This is a genomic window from Mesorhizobium sp. M0500 (genome assembly GCF_040321165.1).
In the GTDB taxonomy this organism is placed as follows: Bacteria; Pseudomonadota; Alphaproteobacteria; order Rhizobiales; family Rhizobiaceae; genus Mesorhizobium.
In genome coordinates this window covers 126,081-145,033 of record NZ_JAMYRB010000003.1, presented here as the reverse complement: position 1 = coordinate 145,033, position 18,953 = coordinate 126,081, and the positions used below count along the sequence as shown (strand labels likewise).

Sequence of the window (18,953 nt, the reverse complement as noted above, 5' to 3'; positions counted from 1 at the left end):
TCTGGACAAGGCGAATCACCTTTGATTCTTTAGTGACGATTCGGAAGTGCGGCGTTGCCGGATCGTCAAGCGGGACAGAAAATCGGGGAGTGCCATTTATGGCGAAGGCGGACGCGTGGGGCGCGCCCGGTGGGACGGCTTTTGGGCGGCGCGAGGCGCGAAGCGACGGTCTCGCGGGCAATACGCGGCTCATCGCCGAACCTGCCTACCGACGGCTGCTGGCAGCCGAGCCGCTGTTGCGGCGATCGATACCGGCCCTCATTATCATGTTTCTGTTGATCATCGCAGTACTGCGCTTTCTGTCACTGATGAACGAGCGCGACGAGATCGAGCGCGACGCCAAGGCGATCCTTGCGCTGGCCGCCGGCCAACTGGCCAGTTCGATCGCTGCCGATGCGACCATGGGTTCCACGCCCGGCGCGATCCAGGACCTGCTGGAGAGCACCGGTCGTCAGGGCGCGATGGGCCGAAGCCACGTACTGGCGATCACCGATAGCGCCTTCAAGATCATTGCCGTATCGCCGCAGTCGATGCACTGGGAGGGCCGGTCGCTCGATGGCGTCGTACAGGGCGGGCAGCCGCTGTTCATGTTCGGCGACCGCGCCGGGGTGATGGAGGTCAGCATCGGCGGACAGGACTGGTACGCGGCAGTGAGCCTGGCGAACGGCCGAAAGGGTGCCGCGGCAGCGTTCGTGCCGCGGGAGACAGTTTTTGACGCCTGGCGCAAAACGGTGTCACTCAATGTCACGCTGTTCGTGCTGACGGCCGGTGTGCTGATCATCATCCTCTACGCCTATTTCGGCCAGGCGGCGCGCGCCCAGGCCGCCGATCGCATCTATCTCGAAGCCCACCAGCGCATCGACATGGCGCTGGTACGCGGCCGCTGCGGCCTGTGGGATTGGGACATGGTGCGCGGCAAGATGTACTGGTCGCGCTCGATGTACGACATGCTGGGCTACGAGCCTTGTGACACGATGCTGTCGTTCGGCGAAGTCGATGAAATCATTCATCCCGAGGACGGCGATTTGTTCGAACTCGCCAACAGGATCGTCGCACGCGAGATCGACCATATCGATCAGGTGTTCCGGATGCGCCATGCCGACGGGCAATGGGTTTGGATGCGCGCAAGAGCACACGTTATCGACCCGGAAGCGCCGGAGATCCAGCTGATCGGCATCGCCGTCGACGTCACCGAGCAGCGGCATCTGGCGCTGCGCTCCGAAGCGGCGGACCTGCGCCTGAGGACAGCCATCGAAAACATCAACGAATCTTTCGTGCTGTGGGATTCGTCCGAGCGCCTGATCATGTGCAATTCCAAATACCAGCAGGACAACGGCCTGTTGGATCGCGACGTGATGCCGGGCGCTCCGCGCGCCGTTCTGGAGGAACGCATGCTGGCCTTCGCCTCGGAGCGGCGGCTTGCCAACACCAACGGACCGCAGGGAGGCGTGACCTTCGAGCGCCAGCTTGCCGACGGCCGCTGGCTGCAGGTGAACGAGTTGCGGACAAGGGACGGCGGTACCGTCTCTGTCGGCTCCGACATCACCCAGATCAAGCTGCACCAGGAGAAGCTGGTCGACAGCGAGCGCCGGCTGATGGCGACAATCCATGACCTCAGCCTTGCCCGCCGCGCGGAAGAAGAACGGGCTCGTGAGCTCGTCGAACTCAATCGCAAATACATGAAGGAAACCGAGCGCGCCGAAGCGGCAAACCGGGCCAAATCCGAATTCCTGGCCAACATGTCGCACGAGTTGCGGACCCCGCTCAACGCGATCATCGGCTTCTCGGAACTGATGGAACGGCGGCTGTTCGGGCCGCTCGGTTCGCCGCGCTACGAAGAGTATGCCACCGACATCAACGGCAGCGGCAAATATCTTCTCGGTGTGATCAATGACATCCTCGACATGTCGAAGATCGAGGCCGGCCAGTTCGCCCTGGATCAGGAAGAAATCGATCTCTGCCCGCTCATCAGGGAGACTGTTCGCGTCGTTTCTCTGCAGGCGGCGGAAAAGTCGATCACCGTCGAAACCCGCATCGCCGATTCGCTGACGCTGTTCGCCGACCGCAGGGCGATCAAGCAGATCCTCATCAACCTTCTGTCCAATGCGGTGAAGTTCACCGGGCAAGGCGGCCACATCTCGGTCAGAGCCCGCAGCATTTCCGCCGCGCTGATCCTGACGATCGAGGACAATGGCTGCGGCATCCCGAAGGCGGCGCTGAGCAAGCTCGGGCGGCCATTCGAACAGGTGCAAAACCAGTTCTCCAAGAGCCATGCCGGCTCCGGCCTCGGCCTCGCCATCTCGCGCTCGCTGGCCGAGCTTCAGGGCGGCGCGTTGAAGATCCGCTCGACCGAAAGCGTCGGCACGATCGTCTCGGTACGCATCCCGATCAAGAAAGCCGCGCAGGCGGTCAGGGCCGCTGCCTGAATGACAAAATAAGTCTCCGGCGGCTCGCACCGCCGGAGCGTTATCAATTCTCACTGCATGCCGTCAGTGCCATCATTGCCCTCGCCGTCCCATTGGCGGTGACCGCCGGGACCCTTCGGCAGTTCGTTCTTCTCGATTTTCCCGTCATTGTCACGGTCGAGCATGGCGAAGACCTTCTTCTGGCGGGTTGTGATGTCATCGGCGGTCAGCGTGCCGTCGCCCTTGGTGTCGTAACGGGCGATGATGCGCCTGGCCATCTGCTCGAAGCGTGCTTTCTCCAGCGCGTCGGCGAGCTGTGCCACGGTCAGCTTGCCGCCATTGTCGGCGACCATCTTCTTCAGCCGCGCGTTCATGGCGTCGGAGAACTGGTCGAAGGTGATGGTGCCGTCATTGTCCTTTATGACCTTGCCGAGGCGCATCATCATTCCGTCGCGCGGCCCGGCCCCGGAGTGCTCGTCTGCATAGGCAGCGGTGCCGACGGCGCCGGCCAGGGCTGCGAAAACGAGTGCAAGTCTGGTTGTCTTTCTCATGGTCTTCTCCTGTTGCATCGTCACCCCCGATGCTAGAGCGGCGGACCTTCAATCCCCCGCTCTATCTCTTTGATTGAACATCGGAACCTCCCAAAGCAGGTCGCAATTTTGGGCCCGATGCTCTCGCCCGTACGGCTGGTTGCCGTCACGGTTGTTTCGCACGAAGCAGAAGGTCGAAATCCTTTCTGACCTTCTGCGACGTCTCCCCGACATGCGCTTCAAGCACCCCGAAATCCGGCAGGTCGGTGACGGCCAGAAGCAGATCCGAAAGCCCTGGCGGAACGTCGTCGCGTTCGAACGCGCCGGTGAGGCAAAGCCGTATTATCTGGGTCAGCGCCAGATAGAGCGAATAGGCATCCACCAGTTCCTGCCTGACCTGGGCGCTGGCGAAATCCGGCGCCAGGCGCGACAGGACCTCAGCCGTGCCGGTGGCCCTGCGGCCGGCTTCGATCTTTCCGGTGATCAGCGCAATCTGGGCAATGAATTCGAGATCGATGAGGCCGCCCGGGATCAGCTTGATGTCCCAGGGATCGCGCGGCGGCTTCTCCTTGTCGACCATGGCGCGCATCTCGGATGCCTCGGCCATCACCTTGGCTGGATCGCGCGGCAGAGCGAGCACTGCGGCAACCTCTCCCTCGACCTCGCGGCAGAGCTTGGCATCGCCGCCGATCGTGCGGGCGCGCGCCAGCGCCATGTGCTCCCATGTCCAGGCGTCCTGGCGCTGATATTTCTTGAAGGCGTCGACATGGGTGGCCACCGGCCCCTTGTTGCCGGACGGCCGCAGGCGAAGGTCGAGCTCGTAGAGCACGCCCTCGGCGGTCGGCGCGGAAACGGCGGCGATCAGCCGCTGTGTCAGCCGGCTGTAGTAATGCGAGGGGGCAAGCGGCTTGTCGCCGTCGGACTCCTCCGCATCGGCGTCGTGATCGTAGAGCAGGATGAGGTCGACGTCGGAGCCCGCCGTCAGTTCGCGGCTGCCGAGCTTGCCCATGCCGAGCAGCGCGACCCGGCCGCCGGCAATATAGCCATGACGCAAAGCGAATTCCGCCATCACCGCCTGCAATGCCGCCTCGATGGTCAGGTCGGCGAGATCGGAAAAAGCGCGGCCGGCGCGCGGCGGGTCGATCGACCCGGCAAGCAGCCTGACGCCGATCAGGAATTTTTGCTCCGAAGCAAAGATGCGCAGCCGGTCGAGCACGTCTTCATAGGCTCTGTCGCCTTCGAGGAAGGCGGCAAGGCGCGCCGACAGATAGGCGCGGTTTGGCAGTTCGCTCAGCAGCGCCGGATCGAGCAGCCCATCGAAGACATGCGGCCGGCGCGTGATGATGGCGGCCAGCCGCGGTGCCGCGCCCATGATAGTCGCCATCAGCTTCAGCAAAGCCGGATTCGACTGCAGCAGCGAAAACAGCTGGATGCCGGCAGGCAGGCCGGCAAGGAATTCGTCGAAGCGGATCACTGCCTCGTCCGCCCGCCGCGTCTGGCCGAAGGCTTGCAGCAGCGCCGGCGTCAGTTCGGTCAGCCGCTCGCGCGCTTCCGCCGACCTGGTGACGCGGTAGCGGCCGAAGTGCCAGCCGCGGATAACCCGGCAGATGTCGCTCGGCCGCTGGAAGCCGAGCCGCTGCAAGGTCTGCAAGGTATCGGGATCGTCGACGTCGCCGGTAAAGACCAGATTGCCGATGCCGGCCGAAAGCTCCGGCGCGGTTTCGAACAGCGCTGCATAGTGGCGCTCGACCTGGTGCAGCGCCGCGCGGAACGTTTCGGCAAAGCCTGCCGCATCGGCAAAGCCCAGCATGCGGGCGACGCGCTCCAGCCCCTCTTCGTCCTCCGGCAGGATATGCGTCTGCTGGTCGGCAACCATCTGGATGGCATGTTCGACGCGGCGCAGGAACCAGTATTGCCTGGTGAGCGCATCGCGCGCGTCGACGGTGATCCAGCCGCGCGCGGCGAGCTCGCCGAGCATCGGCACGGTCTCGCGGCCGCGCAGTTCGGGAAAGCGGCCGCCGGCGATGAGTTGCTGGGTCTGGACGAAGAACTCGATCTCGCGGATGCCGCCGCGGCCGAGCTTGACGTTGTGGCCTTTGACCGCGACCTCGCCATGGCCCTTGTGGGCGTGGATCTGGCGCTTGATCGAATGGACGTCGGCAATCGCCGCGTAGTCCATGTATTTGCGCCAGATATAGGGCTGCAGTTCCTTCAGGAACACGGCGCCGGCAGCAACATCGCCGGCCACCGGGCGCGCCTTGATCATGGCGGCGCGCTCCCAGTTCTGGCCGCGCGCCTCATAGTAGCGCAGCGCCGCCTCGACCGGGATCGCCAGCGGCGTCGAGCCGGGGTCGGGACGAAGCCTGAGATCGGTGCGGAAGACATAACCATGCTCGCTGCGGTCCTGGAGAATGCGGACCAGCCGGCGGGTCAGGCGCGAAAACAGCTCGGTTGCATCGAGCGGATCGACGACAGCTGGCGCATCGGGGTCGAAGAAGACGACGAGGTCGATGTCGGAGGAAAAGTTCAACTCATGCGCGCCGAGCTTGCCCATGCCGAGCAGGATCCAGCCCGAGCGTCGCGCCGGATTTTTGGCATCCGGCAATCGGAGCTTGCCTTGCTCATGCGCGTCGCGGAGCAGGAAATCGACGGCCGCACGCGTGCAGGCGTCGGCAAGGTCGCTCAGTCGCCGCACCGTCAGGGAGGTCTCGGCTTCGCCGGCGAGATCGGCCAAGGCGATCAGGAAATGCGCCTCCGCCTTACATTGGCGCAGCTCCATCATCAGGCTGCTTTCGGAGACGGCCTGTACGCGTGCTGCCTTGTCGACCGCGGCGCCGATCGATGACAGCCGCGCCTCGACGCTCCCGTCGAAAAGCGCATCGAGTATCCGCGGCCGGCGGCGCGCGGTATCGCGCAGGAACGGCGACAGGTCGAACACGGCGGCGAGGAAATCCTGGACGACCCCCTTGCCTGCCAAGAATTTCGCCAGTCGCGGCAGTTCTTTTTGCCGCGCGGCGTCGGCGATCTCCGACAATTCCTGCCTGGCGCGGCTTGCATCCAGCGGAACGAGCTTTATCGCCGGCTTCAACAGCCAGTCCGTTTCGAGGCGTCGCACTGCCATCCTCGCCACCATCAGCGATCCTCCCGCCCGGGAAAACTCATGACGACCGACAATCCGGGATTGCCGGGCAGAAGCTCAAGCCGTCCATTGTGGAACGTCACGATCGCCTTGGCGAGGCTCAAGCCAAGGCCGGAACCCGGTTGCGAGCGGCTCTTTTCCAGCCGCACGAAACGCTCGGTCACCCTGGCGCGGTCGACATCATCGGGAATGCCCTGGCCGTTGTCGGAGACGGCGAGTCTGATCTCGCTACCGACACGCTCCAGCGTCACGCGAACCGTAGGCCTGGAGGTCGAGTCGGTCGAATATTTGATCGCGTTGTCGACGATGTTGGACAGCGCCTGGCCAATCAGCTCGCGATTGCCGTTGACGGCGAAGGAACCTTGCACCGAAGTTTCGAGCGTCACGCCCGCCTCCTCCGCTACCGGCTCGTAGAGTTCGACGACGTCGTGCACGGCAGCGGCCAGATCAACCCTGGTGGTGCTTTCCGAGGAATAGCCGGCTTCCAGTCGCGAGATCATCAGGATGGCGTTGAAGGTCTTTATCAGCTGATCGGATTCGGCGATCGTTCCTTCCAGCGCCTGCCGGTAGTCGCTGGTGTTGTGCTTGCCGGAAAGCGTCGCCTCGGCGCGATTGCGCAGCCTGGTCAGCGGCGTCTTCAGGTCGTGGGCGATATTGTCGGAGACCTGCTTCAGGCCCTCGTTCAGCGTGGCGATCCTGGCCAGCATGGAATTGAGGTTTTCCGACAGCCGGTCGAACTCGTCGCCGGCGCCGGTGACCGGCAGCCGGCCGGAAAGATCGCCGCCCATGATACGGCGGCTCGCCTCCGACACGCTGTCGATGCGCTTCAGCGCCGCGCGCCCGACGAAGAACCAGATCAGCAGCCCGCCGACGCCCATCATGCCGAGCGCCAGCATCAAGGCGCGGCGAATGACGGCGCGGAAGCGCTCCGGCTCGCCGAGGTCGCGGCCGACCAGCATGATCATCTGGTTGGGCAGGCGCAGCACCAGGGCAATGGCGTTGTGGCCTTTCTCGCCTTCGGCCTGGACTTCGCTCTGGGCGGGCTCGTTCGGGTCGGAGACCGGGTTGCGCTGCCGCTCGAGCTCGCCCTCGCCGAAGCGGCGGTATGAGAACGGTTCGGTGGTCCAGCCCTCGGCCTCGATCACCCCCGGCTCCAGGCTCTGCACGTTGCCGGTCAGGATCTGGCCGTTGGCATCGGCGATCAGATAGAGATTGGCGCCGGGCTGGCGGGAGCGCTGCTCGACGACACGGACCAGCAGCGGCAAGCCGCCGCGCTGATAGGCGCGGGCGAGGCCGAGCACCTCCTCGTTGATCGTGTCCTGGGTCTGGCCGGTCAGCATGCGCGCCGACAGCGAGGTCATGTAGAACACGAGCAGCACCGCGCAGATGGCGAACAGCAGGAGGTAGAGCGCCGAAAGCCGCGCTGCCGTCGTCTTCATGATGGCCGGCACGGAAAGAGTCATGGGGTTCTAGCCGCTTTTCAGCATGTAGCCGGCGCCGCGAACCGTGTGCAGGATCGGCTTGTCGAAGCCCTTCTCGATCTTGCCCCGCAGCCGCGAGATATGAACGTCGATGACGTTGGTCTGCGGATCGAAATGGTAGTCCCAGACATTCTCGAGCAGCATGGTGCGCGTCACCACCTGGCCGGCATGGCGCATCAGATATTCGAGCAGGCGGAACTCGCGCGGCTGCAGCGTTATCTCGCGCCCGGCGCGGCGCACCGAGTGCGACAGCCGGTCGAGTTCGAGATCACCCACCCGGTAGACGGTTTCGGCTTCCCTGGCGCTAGCGCGGCGGTTCAGCACCTCGACGCGGGCGAGCAGTTCGGAAAAGGCGTAGGGTTTGGTCAGATAGTCGTCGCCGCCGGCGCGCAGACCGGTGACCCGGTCGTCGACTTCGCCGAGCGCCGACAGGATCAACACGGGCGTCGTATTGCCTCTGGACCTGAGCCCGGCAATGACCGACAGGCCGTCGCGGCGCGGCATCATGCGGTCAATGACCATGACGTCATAGTCGCCGGAATCGGCGAGCGCGAAGCCGGTTTCGCCGTCGCCGGCGACATGGGCGGTATGGCCGGCCTCGGCGAACGCCTTCTGCAGGTAGTCGGCTGCCTCGCGATCGTCTTCTATGACGAGAATCTTCATAGAACCGTTATACGCGATTTCGCTGGAAGATTGAGTGGCCGGCATATGCATCGTGGCCTTCTCCATGGCGTATCGCGAACAAAGTGATTCAGGGATACGCGGTAAGTCTTTGTTTTAGCATGTCGTAGCCTAAAACTGCTTCACGCCTTGAGCGGCATGTTCGAGCGGCAGCGGGCGATGGGAAGCCCGCTGCCGCTGGGGCGGAACACGATGACTGACTAGCGTATTCAGGCCCTTGCTTTCCCGTGCGGCGGCTCGGGGGTGTTGAAAACCGCCGCACCGGAAAAGTCGACCACTAGAGCGCCGCGCGTCCTCTTGGACGCGCAAAGGACGCTCTAGCACCTTGAATCGGCGCATGAGCCTTTCCGAAAACGGAATACGTGTTCGGGGTCATGCGCTCAGCCCTTGGCGACAGGCAGTGCGACGAAGCGGTTGCTGTCGTCGCGGGTGATCTGCATCAGCACCGCCTTGCGGCCGGACTTCACCGCGTCGGCCATCGCCTTGTCGACGTCGCCGGTGCCGTTCACTTCCGCCGAATTGACGGAGGTGATGACGTCGCCGGGCTGGATGCCGCGATCGGCGGCATCGCTGTCGGGGTCGACATCGGTCACCACAAGGCCCTTGCCATCGTCAGACTTGGTGACGGTCAGGCCGAGATCGGCGAGCGTGTCGGTCTTCGGCGCGGGGGCAGGCTGCTGGTCGGCCGAGGCCTGCTTGTCGCTCGACGGCAGCTTGCCGAGATCGACCTTAACCGCCTCGCTCTTGCCGTTGCGCCACACCGTGACATCGACAGATTTGCCGGGCGGGTAAGCACCGATCAGACGGGCGAGTTCCTTCGGCGAAGCAACGTCCTTGCCGTCCACCTGGGTGATCACCTCACCGGCGGTGATGCCGGCCTTCTTGCCGGGACCGTTGTCCTGCGCGCTGGCAACGAGCGCGCCCTTGCCGGACCCAAGGCCAAGCGACTCGGCGATTTCGGGCGTGACCGGCTGGATTTCGACGCCGAGCCAGCCGCGCTGGACTGTACCGTTCTTCATCAGATCCTGCACGACCTGCTTGGCGGTCGAAGCGGGAATGTCGAAGGCAATGCCGACGCTGCCGCCCGAGGGCGAGAAGATCGCGGTGTTGATGCCGACGACCTGGCCGTTGAGGTTGAAGGTCGGGCCGCCCGAATTGCCGCGATTCACCGAGGCGTCGATCTGGATGAAGTCGTCATAGGGGCCGGCGCCGATATCGCGGCCGCGGGCCGAAACGATGCCTGCGGTAACCGTGCCGCCGAGGCCGAACGGATTGCCGACAGCCACCACCCAGTCGCCGACGCGAACCTTGGAATCATCGGCGAAGTCGACATAGGTGAACTTGCTGCCGTCATCGACCTTGAGCACGGCAAGATCGGTGCGCGGATCGGTGCCGATCAGCTTGGCGTCGAGTTCCTTGCCGTCATTGGTCACCACGGTGAAGGCGGTGCCCTCCTCGACGACATGGTTGTTGGTGACGAGATAGCCGTCATCGGAGATGAAGAAACCGGACCCTTGCGCCACCGGCCGCGGCTGGTCGTTGTTGCGGTCACGGTGTCCAAAACGGCGCATTCCGTTCGGGCCCTGATCGCCGCCTTGATCGCCAAAGCCGCGGAATTCGCGGAAGAACCGGCGCAGCTGCGGGTTGTCGGGAAGATTGCCTAAGCCGTCCTCGTCGTCCATCTGGCCGGAACCGTCATCGGCCGTCGACTGGATCTTGGCCTTGACGCGCACGCTGACGACCGCCGGCGAAACGCGCTCGACCACATCGGCGAAGCTCGGGACCTGCGGTGCCTCGACACGCACGGCGTCGGCCAGCACCGGGGCTGTCCCGGTGGCAACAGCACCAAAGCCGATCGCGCCGGCAATGGCCAGGGATGCGGCTGCGGCCAGAAGGCGTTTGCGGGTGCGTAGATATGAATTGGGGGCAACATTCATGGTTCTCGTATCCTCTTTTCAAGGGACGCCCCTTGATTGGCATCCTCGACAAAGGAAATAGAGGGCCGCACATTACGGCGCCATTTCCGGTACATGAAACTTTCGTAATGTATCGATCAATCGCGGCGGAGCATCTTGTCCAGCGCCGCCTGTTCCTCGGCAGTTAATGCAGCGGTCACCGTCGAACGGCGCGAACGGGCGGCCAGCAGGATGAATGTCCCGCCAACGAGCAGCAGAAGAACTGGCGTCCCCCAGAGCAAAACATTGCGCAGATTGAAGCGTGGCTTCAGCAGCACGAATTCGCCGTAGCGCGAAACGACATAGTCCATCACCTGCCGGTCGGTATCGCCGGCGACCAGGCGCTGGCGCACAAGGATGCGCAGGTCGCGGGCGAGGTCGGCATCGGACTCGTCGATCGACTGGTTCTGGCAGACCATGCAGCGCAGGCCTTCCGACAAAGCGCGCGCCCTCGCCTCGAGTGCCGGGTCGGCGAGCACCTCGTCGGGCTTGACCGCCTGCGCGGCGCCGGCGAACAACAGCGCCAGCAGCAGGACCAGCGAGGCCAGCGTGACCCTTTTCATTGCGGGCTCGCCGATGGCACGCCGGCCGCAGCCTTGCGGCGCGACGGTGCGCCGACGCGCAGGCGGCGGTCGAGCAGCGACATCGCCGCGCCCGCCATCATCACCAGTCCGCCGCCCCAGATCAGCGTCACCAGCGGCTTCCACCACAGACGAACGACCACAGAGCCATCGCTGCCCTCGTCGCCAAGCGAAAGATAGAGCTGGCTGAAGCCGATCGTCCTGATGCCGGATTCGGTTGTGGTCATCTGGCGCACCGGATATGAGCGCTTGGCCGAGGTGATCTCGCCTGCGACGCTGCCGTCGGCGCCTAGCAGGGCGAAGCGGCCGCGATCCTCACTGTAGTTAGGCCCCTGGGCCGGATAGAGCCCCTCGAAGCGCAGCTTGTGGCCGGACAGTTCGACGGTCTCGCCGGCATGCATCGCCAAGATTTTTTCGGTGCCGAAGCAAAGCGTGCCGACAATGCCGAGCGTTGTCAGCCCGAGGCCGAGATGCGCAAGCGCTGTGCCGAAGACCGAGCGCGGCAGGCCGGCGAAGCGCCTGAGCATGGTGGCGGGCACGACGGTGCCGAAGCCGGATTTGACGGCGAGATCGGTGAGCGCGCCGCAGATCAGCCAGAAGGCAAGGCCGACACCGAGTGCCGCCAACACCGAAGCGCCATCGATGAACAGGGCCGTCACCAGCACGGCGAGCAGCGCCGCCGCGAAAGCCGCCATCAGGCGCTGGGCGACGGCGAAAATGTCGCCGCGCTTCCAGGCGAGGAGCGGCCCGAACGGCACGACGACCAGCAACGGCACCATCAGCGGGCCGAATGTCAGGTTGAAGAACGGCGCGCCGACCGAAATCTTGTCGGCAGACAGGGCTTCGACGACGAGCGGGTAGAGCGTGCCGACCAGCACGGTGGCGGTGGCGGTGGTCAGGAACAGATTGTTCAGGACCAGCGCGCCTTCGCGCGAGATCGGGTGAAACAGGCCGCCGGCCGTCAGCCGGGAGGCGCGCAAGGCAAACAGCGCCAGCGAGCCGCCGATGAACAGCGTCAGGATGCAGAGGATGAACACGCCACGCGTCGGATCGGTGGCGAATGCGTGCACCGAGGTCAGCACGCCGGAACGCACCAGGAAGGTGCCGAGCAGCGACAGTGAGAAGGTCAGGATCGCCAGAAGCAGCGTCCAGATCTTCAGCGCCGAGCGCTTTTCCATGACGATCGCCGAATGCAGCAGCGCCGTGCCCGCCAGCCACGGCATGAAGGATGCGTTCTCGACCGGATCCCAGAACCAGAAGCCGCCCCAGCCGAGCTCGTAATAGGCCCAGTAGGAGCCCATGGCGATGCCGCCGGTGAGGAACATCCAGGCAACCAATGTCCACGGCCTTACCCAGCGCGCCCACGAAGCGTCAATGCGGCCCTCGATGAGGGCAGCGACAGAGAAGGAAAAGCAGATCGAGAAACCGACATAGCCGAGATAAAGCAGCGGCGGATGGATGGCGAGGCCGAGGTCCTGCAGGATCGGGTTGAGATCGCGGCCCTCGATAGGCGCCGGATTGAGCCTGACGAACGGGTTCGACGTCGTCAGGATGAACAGGAAGAAAGTGGCGCCGATCGCTCCCTGCACGGCAAGCACATTGGCCCGGAGCGTCGCCGGAAGATTGCCGCCGAAGACGGCGACGAGCGCGCCGAAGAACGTCAGGATCAGCACCCAGAGCAGCATCGAACCTTCGTGATTGCCCCAGGTTCCGGTGATCTTGTAGATCAGCGGCTGCAGCGAATGCGAGTTCTCCCAGACGCTCTCAACCGAGAAGTCGGAGCCGGCGTAGGCGGTTGTCAGCGCCACGAAAGACAGCGCCGTCAAGGCAAAGCCGGTCAGCGCGGCCGGTGCGCCGACGGCCATCATCTTGTGGTTGCCGGTGCGCGCACCGAACAACGGCACCATCGTCTGCACCAGGGCCAGCGCAAACGCCAGGATCAGGGCGAAATGTCCGGTTTCAACCATTGTCACCGCACCCGCTAGTCACTCTTGCTCTCCTGCCATACGCCCTTGGCCTTGAGGCCGTCGGCCACTTCCTTGGGCATATAGGTCTCGTCATGCTTGGCCAGCACGCTGTCGGCGACAAAGATTCCGTCAGGGCCAAACGAGCCTTCGGTGATCACGCCCTGTCCTTCCCGGAAGAGGTCGGGAAGAATGCCGGTATAGGTGACCTTGACGTCCTTCTGGTTGTCGGTCACCGAAAAGGCGACGGTGGCGCCTTGGCTACGCTCGACCGTACCTTTTTCGACGAGACCGCCGAGCCTGATGCGCTGGCCCGGCTGAAGGCTGGCGGTGGCCAGATCGGCCGGCATGTAGAAATAGGAGGCCTTCTGGCCAAGCGCATAGAAGGTCAGCCCTGTGGCAACACCGAGAAACCCCAACCCCGCTGCGATCACCGACAGTCGTTTCTGCTTGCGCGTCATCGTCTACTCCGTCGCCGTCACGCCAAGCGAGGCGGCAAAGGCGGTGAATTTCCTGGCCTGGTCGCTGTCCGCGCCAAAGACGGCGATACCGCGATTGAGCGCGTCACGCGCCTGATCGGTCTTGCCCAGTACGGCATAGGAACGAACGAGCTGCATCCACCCTTCCTCGTCGCGCGGATTTTGCCGAAGCCTTTCGTCGAGGCCGGCAACCATGGTGCTGATCATGGCTTGCCGGTCCTGCGGCGACATCGAGGAGGCAGCATCGATATCCTCGGCGGTCGGCCCTTTCGCGGGCGCCTCCGAAGCGACGCTGCGGGCGGCGGATTCGGCCAGCGCCTGCTCGACGGCGCCGCGCCACCGCGAGCCCTGCGGCAAGGCGGCAAGCATCTTTTGCCAGGTCGCCGTGGCTTCAGCTATGCGGCCTTCCTGTGCCATGCCCATGGCGAGATAGAACGAGGCCTTCGGATTGGCCGGATCGAGCTTCAACGCCGCCTCGAAAGCCGCCTGCGCTTCGGCGGAGACAATGCCGCCGGCCGCATTGGCGATCGCCTCGCCAAGACCCGCCTGGCGGGCGGCGCTGTCGCCGTCGAGGCGGATGGCGTTGCGATAGGCGGTCACCGCATCGGCGTATCGCTGCATGCGCAGATAGACCGGCGCCAGCACGTCCCAGCCGCGGCCATCGGATGGGTTGGCCGCCAGGTGCGCCTCGGCGCGGGCTATCAGCTCGTCGACCGAGCTGTCGGCGGGGTTCTTGGCCAGGCGTTCGCTGAGCGGCTGCGACGGCAGGTCGGGTGAGCCGAGCTGGCCATAGAGGCCCCAGCTGACCAGCGGAACCAGCAGCACGGCCGCGGTCGCCACCAGCCTTGTCGACCGCGACGGCTGCGTCGCCGTGTCGTCGGCGTGGCCGGCATTGCTCAGGCGAAGGATGCGGCGGGCGATTTCGGCGCGTGCCTCTTCGGCCTCCATTGGCTGGATCAGGCCACGCGCCATATCGCGGTCAAGCTCGGCCAGCTGGTCGCGATAGACTTCAAGATCGTGATCGCCGGCAGCGGACGCGTTCTTCGATCCGCCGGCCAAGGGCAGCAGCACCGCCAGGCTTGCGCCCAGCGTAAGGATTGCGGCTATGACCCAGAACAGCATGGCTCTTCCAATAGAACGAGACCCTTGCCCTGCCAACACAAGCGTGCTGCGACGCTTTGGCGGGGCCGCTCCGATCGATAATGCATGTCGCGCAAAAGTGTGCAGCGGTTTTGCGATAACGACCATGCATCAAAACAAGAACCTAAAGCGCGTCGCATGAGGCCGGTCGAACGCGACGCGCTTTAGTGCCGGACCGGAATCGGCGGATCGACGGCCGGCCAGCTACGTCAGCGGCGTCCAGCTGCCGTCGGCATTGCGGCAGGCGGTTCCGCGCGCGGTGGCGCCGGCGGTGCCGGTAAACACCGTATGGGTGTATTGCCGGCAGTCCTGCGAGCCGACGCGATAGGGCTGGGCGGCGACCACTTCGCCGCGATGGGCCGAACCGTCGCTCTTCCAAGCCACTTTCTGGCCGCTCGCCGTGTATTCAAGCGCCTTGTATTCCGCCTCGAGCGCGCTGCGCTTCTCGGTCTCGCTCAGGCCGGCGCCGATAGAGCCGCCGACGAGGCCGCCGCCCATGGCGGAGATGATCGTCGTCGCCACCTTGGCGCCGCTGGGGGGCGTCGCGGCCGGCGTCACCGTAACGGCCGGGCCCTTGCCGAGCGTTGTGCAGCCGGAGACGGCGAGCAGGGCGGAAACGAGCGCGACGCGAATCTTCATGCCAATACCGGCTTTCTTGAGCTGGACCGCCGCGCTGTCAGCAGCTGGCGCGGCCATAATGTCGATGTTTGTCGGAAATTTGGCCGCAGCCGGCCACCTGGAAAAGCAATCTGGAAAAGCATTACTGAAGGCTCCGCAATCGAACCATCGCCTTCAATCCACCCATGACGGATCGTTCCAGCGCCAGAGAGCCTCCATACTCGTTGACAAGGTCGGCGACAATGGCAAGTCCGAGCCCGCTGCCCGGTTTTGTCTCGTCGAGACGCCGGCCGCGCTGCAACACCTCGCGCGCCTTGTCGTCGGGAATGCCGGGGCCGTCATCCTCGATGCTGATCTCGAACAGGCTGGCTGCGCCTTCCGTGCCAGCGCCACCCTTGCTGGAGATTGGCTTGACCGAAACGGCGACCGCGCTCCTTGCCCATTTCATCGCATTGTCGAGCAGATTGCCGAGCAGCTCCTCCAGGTCCTCGCGTTCGCCGGCAAAGACGATGTCGGTGGCCGGCAGTGAGAGCGACAGCGCCGTCTGCGGGTTGAGCTTCTGCAGCACCCGAACCATGCGCTGGACCAGCGGCGCCACCGGCGTACGGTAGACGAGGCTGTCGCGCTGCGCGGCGACGCGGGCACGTTGCAGATAATGGTCCACTTGCTTTTGCATGGAAGCGGCCTGCTCGGCGATCAGCTGGCCCTTGGCGCCACCCAGCGCCCGTCCCTCGTTGAGCAGCACGGCAAGCGGCGTCTTCAGCGAGTGAGCCAAGTTGCCGACCTGCGTGCGCGACCGCTCGACGATACGCCTGTTGTTCTCGATCAGCGCATTGGTCTCGTTGGCGAGCGGCTCGATCTCGGCCGGGAAACGGCCGTCTAGGCGCTGCGCGGTTCCTTCGCGCACCATGGCAAGCGCATTCCTGACCCGGCGCAGCGGCTGCAGGCCGAGCAGGATGGCAATCGCATTGATGGCGATCATGCCGACGCCGAACAGCGACAGATAGGTCAAAAGGCGCCGCTGGAAGGTGGCGATTTCCTGCTCGAGCTCGGTCTGGTTGCCCATGACGCGGAAGCGCGCGGCGCGGTTTTTCGCATCGAGCACGAACTCGCTCTCGAACACCTCCAACTGCTCGCCTTCGATGCCGTCCGCTGAATAGCTGCGCTGGAAGCTGGCATTGAAGGGCACCTCGGCAACGCTTGGCGACGGGATCGCCTTGGTCATCGACGACGAATGGAGATCGCCGTGCACGCCTTCCGACGCAGGCTCGACCGACCAGTACCAGCCGGAATTCGGTTCCGAGAACCTCAAATCACCAAGGTCGGGGGCGCCGGTCAATTGGCCGCTTTCGGAAACGCCGACCGAGCCGATCAGGTTGAACAGATGCGCCGAAAGCAGGCTGTCGAAACCGCGCTCGCTGGCCTGGCGATAGAGCGTGGTGATCAAGGTGAAGATGACGACCAGAGTGAGGATCGCCCAGACCGTGGAAAAGGCGATGACGCGAAACGCCACCGAACGCGGCCATGACCGCAGCGACGGCGTGTTCGAGACGGCGGGTTTTGTAGGCAGCGGTTCCGCGTTACGCCTCCGGCTTACGCATGCGGTAGCCCATGCCGCGAACAGTTTCGATCATGTCGATGCCCATCTTCTTGCGAAGCCGTCCGACAAAGACCTCGATCGTGTTGGAATCGCGGTCGAAATCCTGGTCGTAGAGATGCTCGACCAGCTCGGTCCGGGACACCACCTCGCCCATGTGGTGCATCAAATAGGCAAGCAAGCGGAATTCGTGCGAGGTCAGCTTCAGCGGCACGCCGTCGACGTCGGCCTTGGAGGCCTTGGTGTCGAGGCGGAGCGGCCCGCAGGTCAGTTCGGACGAAGCGTGCCCGGCAGCACGCCGGATCAAGGCCCGCACCCTGGCCAGGATTTCCTCGATGTGGAAGGGTTTGGTGACGTAGTCGTCGGCGCCGGCGTCGATGCCGGCAACCTTGTCGCTCCAGCGGTCGCGTGCCGTCAGGATCAGCACCGGCATCTTGCGGCCGCCGCGCCGCCAGCGTTCGACCACGCTGATGCCGTCCATCTGCGGCAGGCCGATATCGAGCACCGCGGCATCGTAGGGCTCGGTGTCGCCGAGAAAAAGCCCTTCCTCGCCGTCGAAAGCGCGGTCGACGACATAGCCGGCATCGACCAGCGCATCGCCGATCTGCCGGTTGAGATCCTTGTCATCTTCGACGACGAGTACGCGCATGCGGAAGGCCTGTTGAAGCTGTTCAGATATAGGCCGATTCCGGCAGACTGGGAAACGGCACGGTTCAGTTCAGCGGAACGACGATCTCCGAGCGACGAGGACGCTGCCCGTCCTTGCCCGGAACGAGCACGACGATGACGCAGACCGGCTGGCCGCCGCGTGTCGACTGCGAGGCCTTGGCCAAGGTGCCGCCATTCTGCTCGGCCACCTGCTGGCCGATCGCGTAGCAGTCGGAGGCGGCCAGGACGACCGGCTGCGGCTGCTCGGGCACGACAACGGGGATCGCCATCGCTTGCGACGCAAGCAGACCGGCGGCTGCGAGCGCCAGTGCCGCGGTCCGGAAGTGGGAGCGAAGGGTTTTCATGGTCAGCGTTCTAACGCGCCGGTGCTGAACGTGATATGAACGGTGAACGCTCGAATGCATGCCCGCCACACCCCTGAAGCGCGAGATTACCGGATTGCCATTTCGCCGCCCGGCTCCGCGAAATCGCCAATGTTTAACCTAGCCCTCCAATCCTTCGCCGACAACCGGCATCATCTGGCGGGCAGGACCATTTGGGAGGACGAAGCATCCGGCCCAAGGCAACCGATGGCAGTTCAGGCGAACCGAACCTGAAACAAAAAACCCGCCTCTGCGGCGGGTCGCTGGCGCCATCAGCACCATAGGGGAATTAGTAGCATAGCTGCCGGCACAAAGCAAGAACAAAATTGCCCGATTTGCAAAAAGTGCCCGGTGGTCAGCCCTCGTCCTTGATCACGGCGCGGAAGCGCAGCAGCCCGTGATGGGCCGAAAGGTCCTCGTCGTAGCGGGCTTCGGCGAATTCGAGCTTGAGGTAGGCGCGGCGATGTTCGCCGAGCGAGAGAGCCGTATCGCGCAGGCGGGTGCTAACAAGGTCCATGATGTCATTGGTTTCCTTGCTGGCCTCTGATTTCGACCAGACATGCAACGTCAGCAACTGTTCTGCGTCGTTCTCCATCCCCGTTGCCCCATCGTAGACGCTGGTGCGGCCGAAGGTCATGTGGGGGAACGCAACATTTTCCGGCGCATGGTCGAACAATCTTGCATCGCCCAGTGCCGCCGACAGGTGGGGATCGCCGTTCACTGCCTCGAATATGGCCCTCTGCAATTCGACGGCCGGCGCGGTCATCGTCTTTCCCTTCGCCCGTCGCGTCGACCTCCCGGCTGCGTAGCTGCGTTGCATGAAGGCATCCCGGCAAAGCGCGAATCAGCGCGTCTCATGCGGATTATGAACCTTCATGATCTCGGCAATAAGCCCTGCTCCTGGGATGCGCGACGCCGCGGCAGACGAAGCGGATGCGTTTGCTTCCTAGCTGCGGCTGGGATTGTGAAATGTCAGGCTCATGATTTCGCCTGCGTCGATGCGGATACGGCCTGCTTGAGTGCCCGCGACGCCCGCTTCTTCTTCGGCGCGACCGGATTCAGAGCCGCCGCCGCGCGGTCCGCCTCTTCCTTGGCCAGTCGCAATTCCCTCAGCCTTGCCGTCTTGATGGTCCTGGCCTTCGCCTCCGAGAGATATTCGGCAGTTGCTTTGTTCCGCTCCGCCGTCTTCTTTTGATTTTCCATGAAGCGAGCCTCAGATTTTCCCATGATGTTCTGATTGCCTTGGGCCATCGGTAAAATCTCCTTGCAGCTAAAGTCGAAAACGTGAATTTCACTGTAAGATAGGTGTTTCACAGCGGAAATTCAATTCTCAGGCATTTGGCATGACCCAA

Annotated in this window: 16 protein-coding genes; 1 reads left to right on the top strand and 15 read right to left on the bottom strand. The window is 64.2% G+C overall.

All coding sequences use genetic code 11. The annotated features are described in order from the left end of the window. The first annotated feature begins 98 nt into the window (after nucleotides 1-98). Nucleotides 99-2,426, top strand: coding sequence for a PAS domain-containing sensor histidine kinase (locus tag NKI70_RS07745; RefSeq protein WP_352698692.1), 2,328 nt, complete (start codon nucleotides 99-101; stop codon nucleotides 2,424-2,426). Between the two features lie 50 nt (nucleotides 2,427-2,476). Here the strand turns inward: NKI70_RS07745 and NKI70_RS07740 are convergent, their stop codons facing one another. From NKI70_RS07740 to NKI70_RS07670, 15 genes are all read right to left on the bottom strand, one after another. After that, nucleotides 2,477-2,956 (bottom strand): EF-hand domain-containing protein, encoded by a 480-nt coding sequence (locus NKI70_RS07740; protein ID WP_352698694.1) that lies wholly within the window; start codon nucleotides 2,954-2,956, stop codon nucleotides 2,477-2,479. A 145-nt stretch (nucleotides 2,957-3,101) separates the two neighbouring features. Continuing rightward, a complete protein-coding gene (locus NKI70_RS07735; protein ID WP_352724449.1) occupies nucleotides 3,102-6,068 on the bottom strand; it encodes a bifunctional [glutamine synthetase] adenylyltransferase/[glutamine synthetase]-adenylyl-L-tyrosine phosphorylase in 2,967 nt (988 codons plus the stop codon). Beyond that, nucleotides 6,068-7,537, bottom strand: a complete 1,470-nt coding sequence (locus NKI70_RS07730; RefSeq protein WP_352679794.1) for a sensor histidine kinase — start codon at nucleotides 7,535-7,537, stop codon at nucleotides 6,068-6,070. The genes NKI70_RS07735 and NKI70_RS07730 overlap by 1 nt, the downstream gene beginning before the upstream one ends. A gap of 6 nt (nucleotides 7,538-7,543) precedes the next feature. Next, nucleotides 7,544-8,218 carry a response regulator transcription factor gene (locus NKI70_RS07725; protein WP_352454335.1) on the bottom strand — a complete coding sequence of 225 codons (675 nt, stop codon included), beginning with the start codon at nucleotides 8,216-8,218 and terminating at the stop codon, nucleotides 7,544-7,546. A gap of 398 nt (nucleotides 8,219-8,616) precedes the next feature. Next, the gene (locus NKI70_RS07720; protein ID WP_352698697.1) at nucleotides 8,617-10,173 is read right to left on the bottom strand and encodes a Do family serine endopeptidase; all 1,557 of its coding nucleotides are present in this window, start codon (nucleotides 10,171-10,173) and stop codon (nucleotides 8,617-8,619) included. 116 nt (nucleotides 10,174-10,289) lie between these two features. Continuing rightward, nucleotides 10,290-10,754 carry a cytochrome c-type biogenesis protein gene (locus NKI70_RS07715; protein ID WP_084641257.1) on the bottom strand — a complete coding sequence of 155 codons (465 nt, stop codon included), beginning with the start codon at nucleotides 10,752-10,754 and terminating at the stop codon, nucleotides 10,290-10,292. Then, a complete protein-coding gene (locus NKI70_RS07710) occupies nucleotides 10,751-12,739 on the bottom strand; it encodes a heme lyase CcmF/NrfE family subunit (RefSeq protein ID WP_352449040.1) in 1,989 nt (662 codons plus the stop codon). The genes NKI70_RS07715 and NKI70_RS07710 overlap by 4 nt, the downstream gene beginning before the upstream one ends. Nucleotides 12,740-12,753: 14 nt before the next feature. Continuing rightward, a complete protein-coding gene (ccmE, locus tag NKI70_RS07705) occupies nucleotides 12,754-13,197 on the bottom strand; it encodes a cytochrome c maturation protein CcmE (protein ID WP_023677821.1) in 444 nt (147 codons plus the stop codon). Nucleotides 13,198-13,200: 3 nt separating this feature from the next. Then, a complete protein-coding gene (gene ccmI, locus NKI70_RS07700) occupies nucleotides 13,201-14,337 on the bottom strand; it encodes a c-type cytochrome biogenesis protein CcmI (RefSeq protein ID WP_352698698.1) in 1,137 nt (378 codons plus the stop codon). A 222-nt stretch (nucleotides 14,338-14,559) separates the two neighbouring features. Beyond that, nucleotides 14,560-14,994, bottom strand: coding sequence for an RT0821/Lpp0805 family surface protein (locus NKI70_RS07695; RefSeq protein ID WP_352449042.1), 435 nt, complete (start codon nucleotides 14,992-14,994; stop codon nucleotides 14,560-14,562). Between the two features lie 121 nt (nucleotides 14,995-15,115). Further along, nucleotides 15,116-16,543 carry an ATP-binding protein gene (locus NKI70_RS07690; RefSeq protein WP_352449218.1) on the bottom strand — a complete coding sequence of 476 codons (1,428 nt, stop codon included), beginning with the start codon at nucleotides 16,541-16,543 and terminating at the stop codon, nucleotides 15,116-15,118. Nucleotides 16,544-16,553: 10 nt separating this feature from the next. Further along, on the bottom strand, nucleotides 16,554-17,219 hold the full coding sequence (locus NKI70_RS07685) for a response regulator transcription factor (protein WP_352636416.1): 666 nt from the start codon (nucleotides 17,217-17,219) through the stop codon (nucleotides 16,554-16,556). A gap of 64 nt (nucleotides 17,220-17,283) precedes the next feature. Next, nucleotides 17,284-17,583, bottom strand: a complete 300-nt coding sequence (locus NKI70_RS07680) for a hypothetical protein (RefSeq protein ID WP_352698700.1) — start codon at nucleotides 17,581-17,583, stop codon at nucleotides 17,284-17,286. 373 nt (nucleotides 17,584-17,956) lie between these two features. Further along, a complete protein-coding gene (locus tag NKI70_RS07675) occupies nucleotides 17,957-18,367 on the bottom strand; it encodes a DUF3168 domain-containing protein (protein ID WP_352679781.1) in 411 nt (136 codons plus the stop codon). A gap of 212 nt (nucleotides 18,368-18,579) precedes the next feature. After that, complete coding sequence (locus tag NKI70_RS07670) at nucleotides 18,580-18,852, bottom strand: hypothetical protein (RefSeq protein ID WP_023677828.1); 273 nt, start codon at nucleotides 18,850-18,852, stop codon at nucleotides 18,580-18,582. Between the last annotated feature and the right edge of the window lie 101 nt (nucleotides 18,853-18,953).

What these genes read in the sequence shown, in the direction of transcription:
- NKI70_RS07730 (WP_352679794.1), bottom strand. Translation starts at nt 7,537, where the DNA reads ATGACTCTTTCCGTGCCGGCCATCATGAAGACGACGGCAGCGCGGCTT.
- NKI70_RS07695 (WP_352449042.1), bottom strand. Translation starts at nt 14,994, where the DNA reads ATGAAGATTCGCGTCGCGCTCGTTTCCGCCCTGCTCGCCGTCTCCGGC.
- NKI70_RS07675 (WP_352679781.1), bottom strand. Translation starts at nt 18,367, where the DNA reads ATGACCGCGCCGGCCGTCGAATTGCAGAGGGCCATATTCGAGGCAGTG.
- NKI70_RS07740 (WP_352698694.1), bottom strand. Translation starts at nt 2,956, where the DNA reads ATGAGAAAGACAACCAGACTTGCACTCGTTTTCGCAGCCCTGGCCGGC.
- ccmE (WP_023677821.1), bottom strand. Translation starts at nt 13,197, where the DNA reads ATGACGCGCAAGCAGAAACGACTGTCGGTGATCGCAGCGGGGTTGGGG.
- NKI70_RS07725 (WP_352454335.1), bottom strand. Translation starts at nt 8,218, where the DNA reads ATGAAGATTCTCGTCATAGAAGACGATCGCGAGGCAGCCGACTACCTG.
- ccmI (WP_352698698.1), bottom strand. Translation starts at nt 14,337, where the DNA reads ATGCTGTTCTGGGTCATAGCCGCAATCCTTACGCTGGGCGCAAGCCTG.
- NKI70_RS07735 (WP_352724449.1), bottom strand. Translation starts at nt 6,068, where the DNA reads ATGGTGGCGAGGATGGCAGTGCGACGCCTCGAAACGGACTGGCTGTTG.
- NKI70_RS07680 (WP_352698700.1), bottom strand. Translation starts at nt 17,583, where the DNA reads ATGAAAACCCTTCGCTCCCACTTCCGGACCGCGGCACTGGCGCTCGCA.
- NKI70_RS07720 (WP_352698697.1), bottom strand. Translation starts at nt 10,173, where the DNA reads ATGAATGTTGCCCCCAATTCATATCTACGCACCCGCAAACGCCTTCTG.
- NKI70_RS07670 (WP_023677828.1), bottom strand. Translation starts at nt 18,852, where the DNA reads ATGGCCCAAGGCAATCAGAACATCATGGGAAAATCTGAGGCTCGCTTC.
- NKI70_RS07710 (WP_352449040.1), bottom strand. Translation starts at nt 12,739, where the DNA reads ATGGTTGAAACCGGACATTTCGCCCTGATCCTGGCGTTTGCGCTGGCC.
- NKI70_RS07745 (WP_352698692.1), top strand. Translation starts at nt 99, where the DNA reads ATGGCGAAGGCGGACGCGTGGGGCGCGCCCGGTGGGACGGCTTTTGGG.
- NKI70_RS07715 (WP_084641257.1), bottom strand. Translation starts at nt 10,754, where the DNA reads ATGAAAAGGGTCACGCTGGCCTCGCTGGTCCTGCTGCTGGCGCTGTTG.
- NKI70_RS07685 (WP_352636416.1), bottom strand. Translation starts at nt 17,219, where the DNA reads ATGCGCGTACTCGTCGTCGAAGATGACAAGGATCTCAACCGGCAGATC.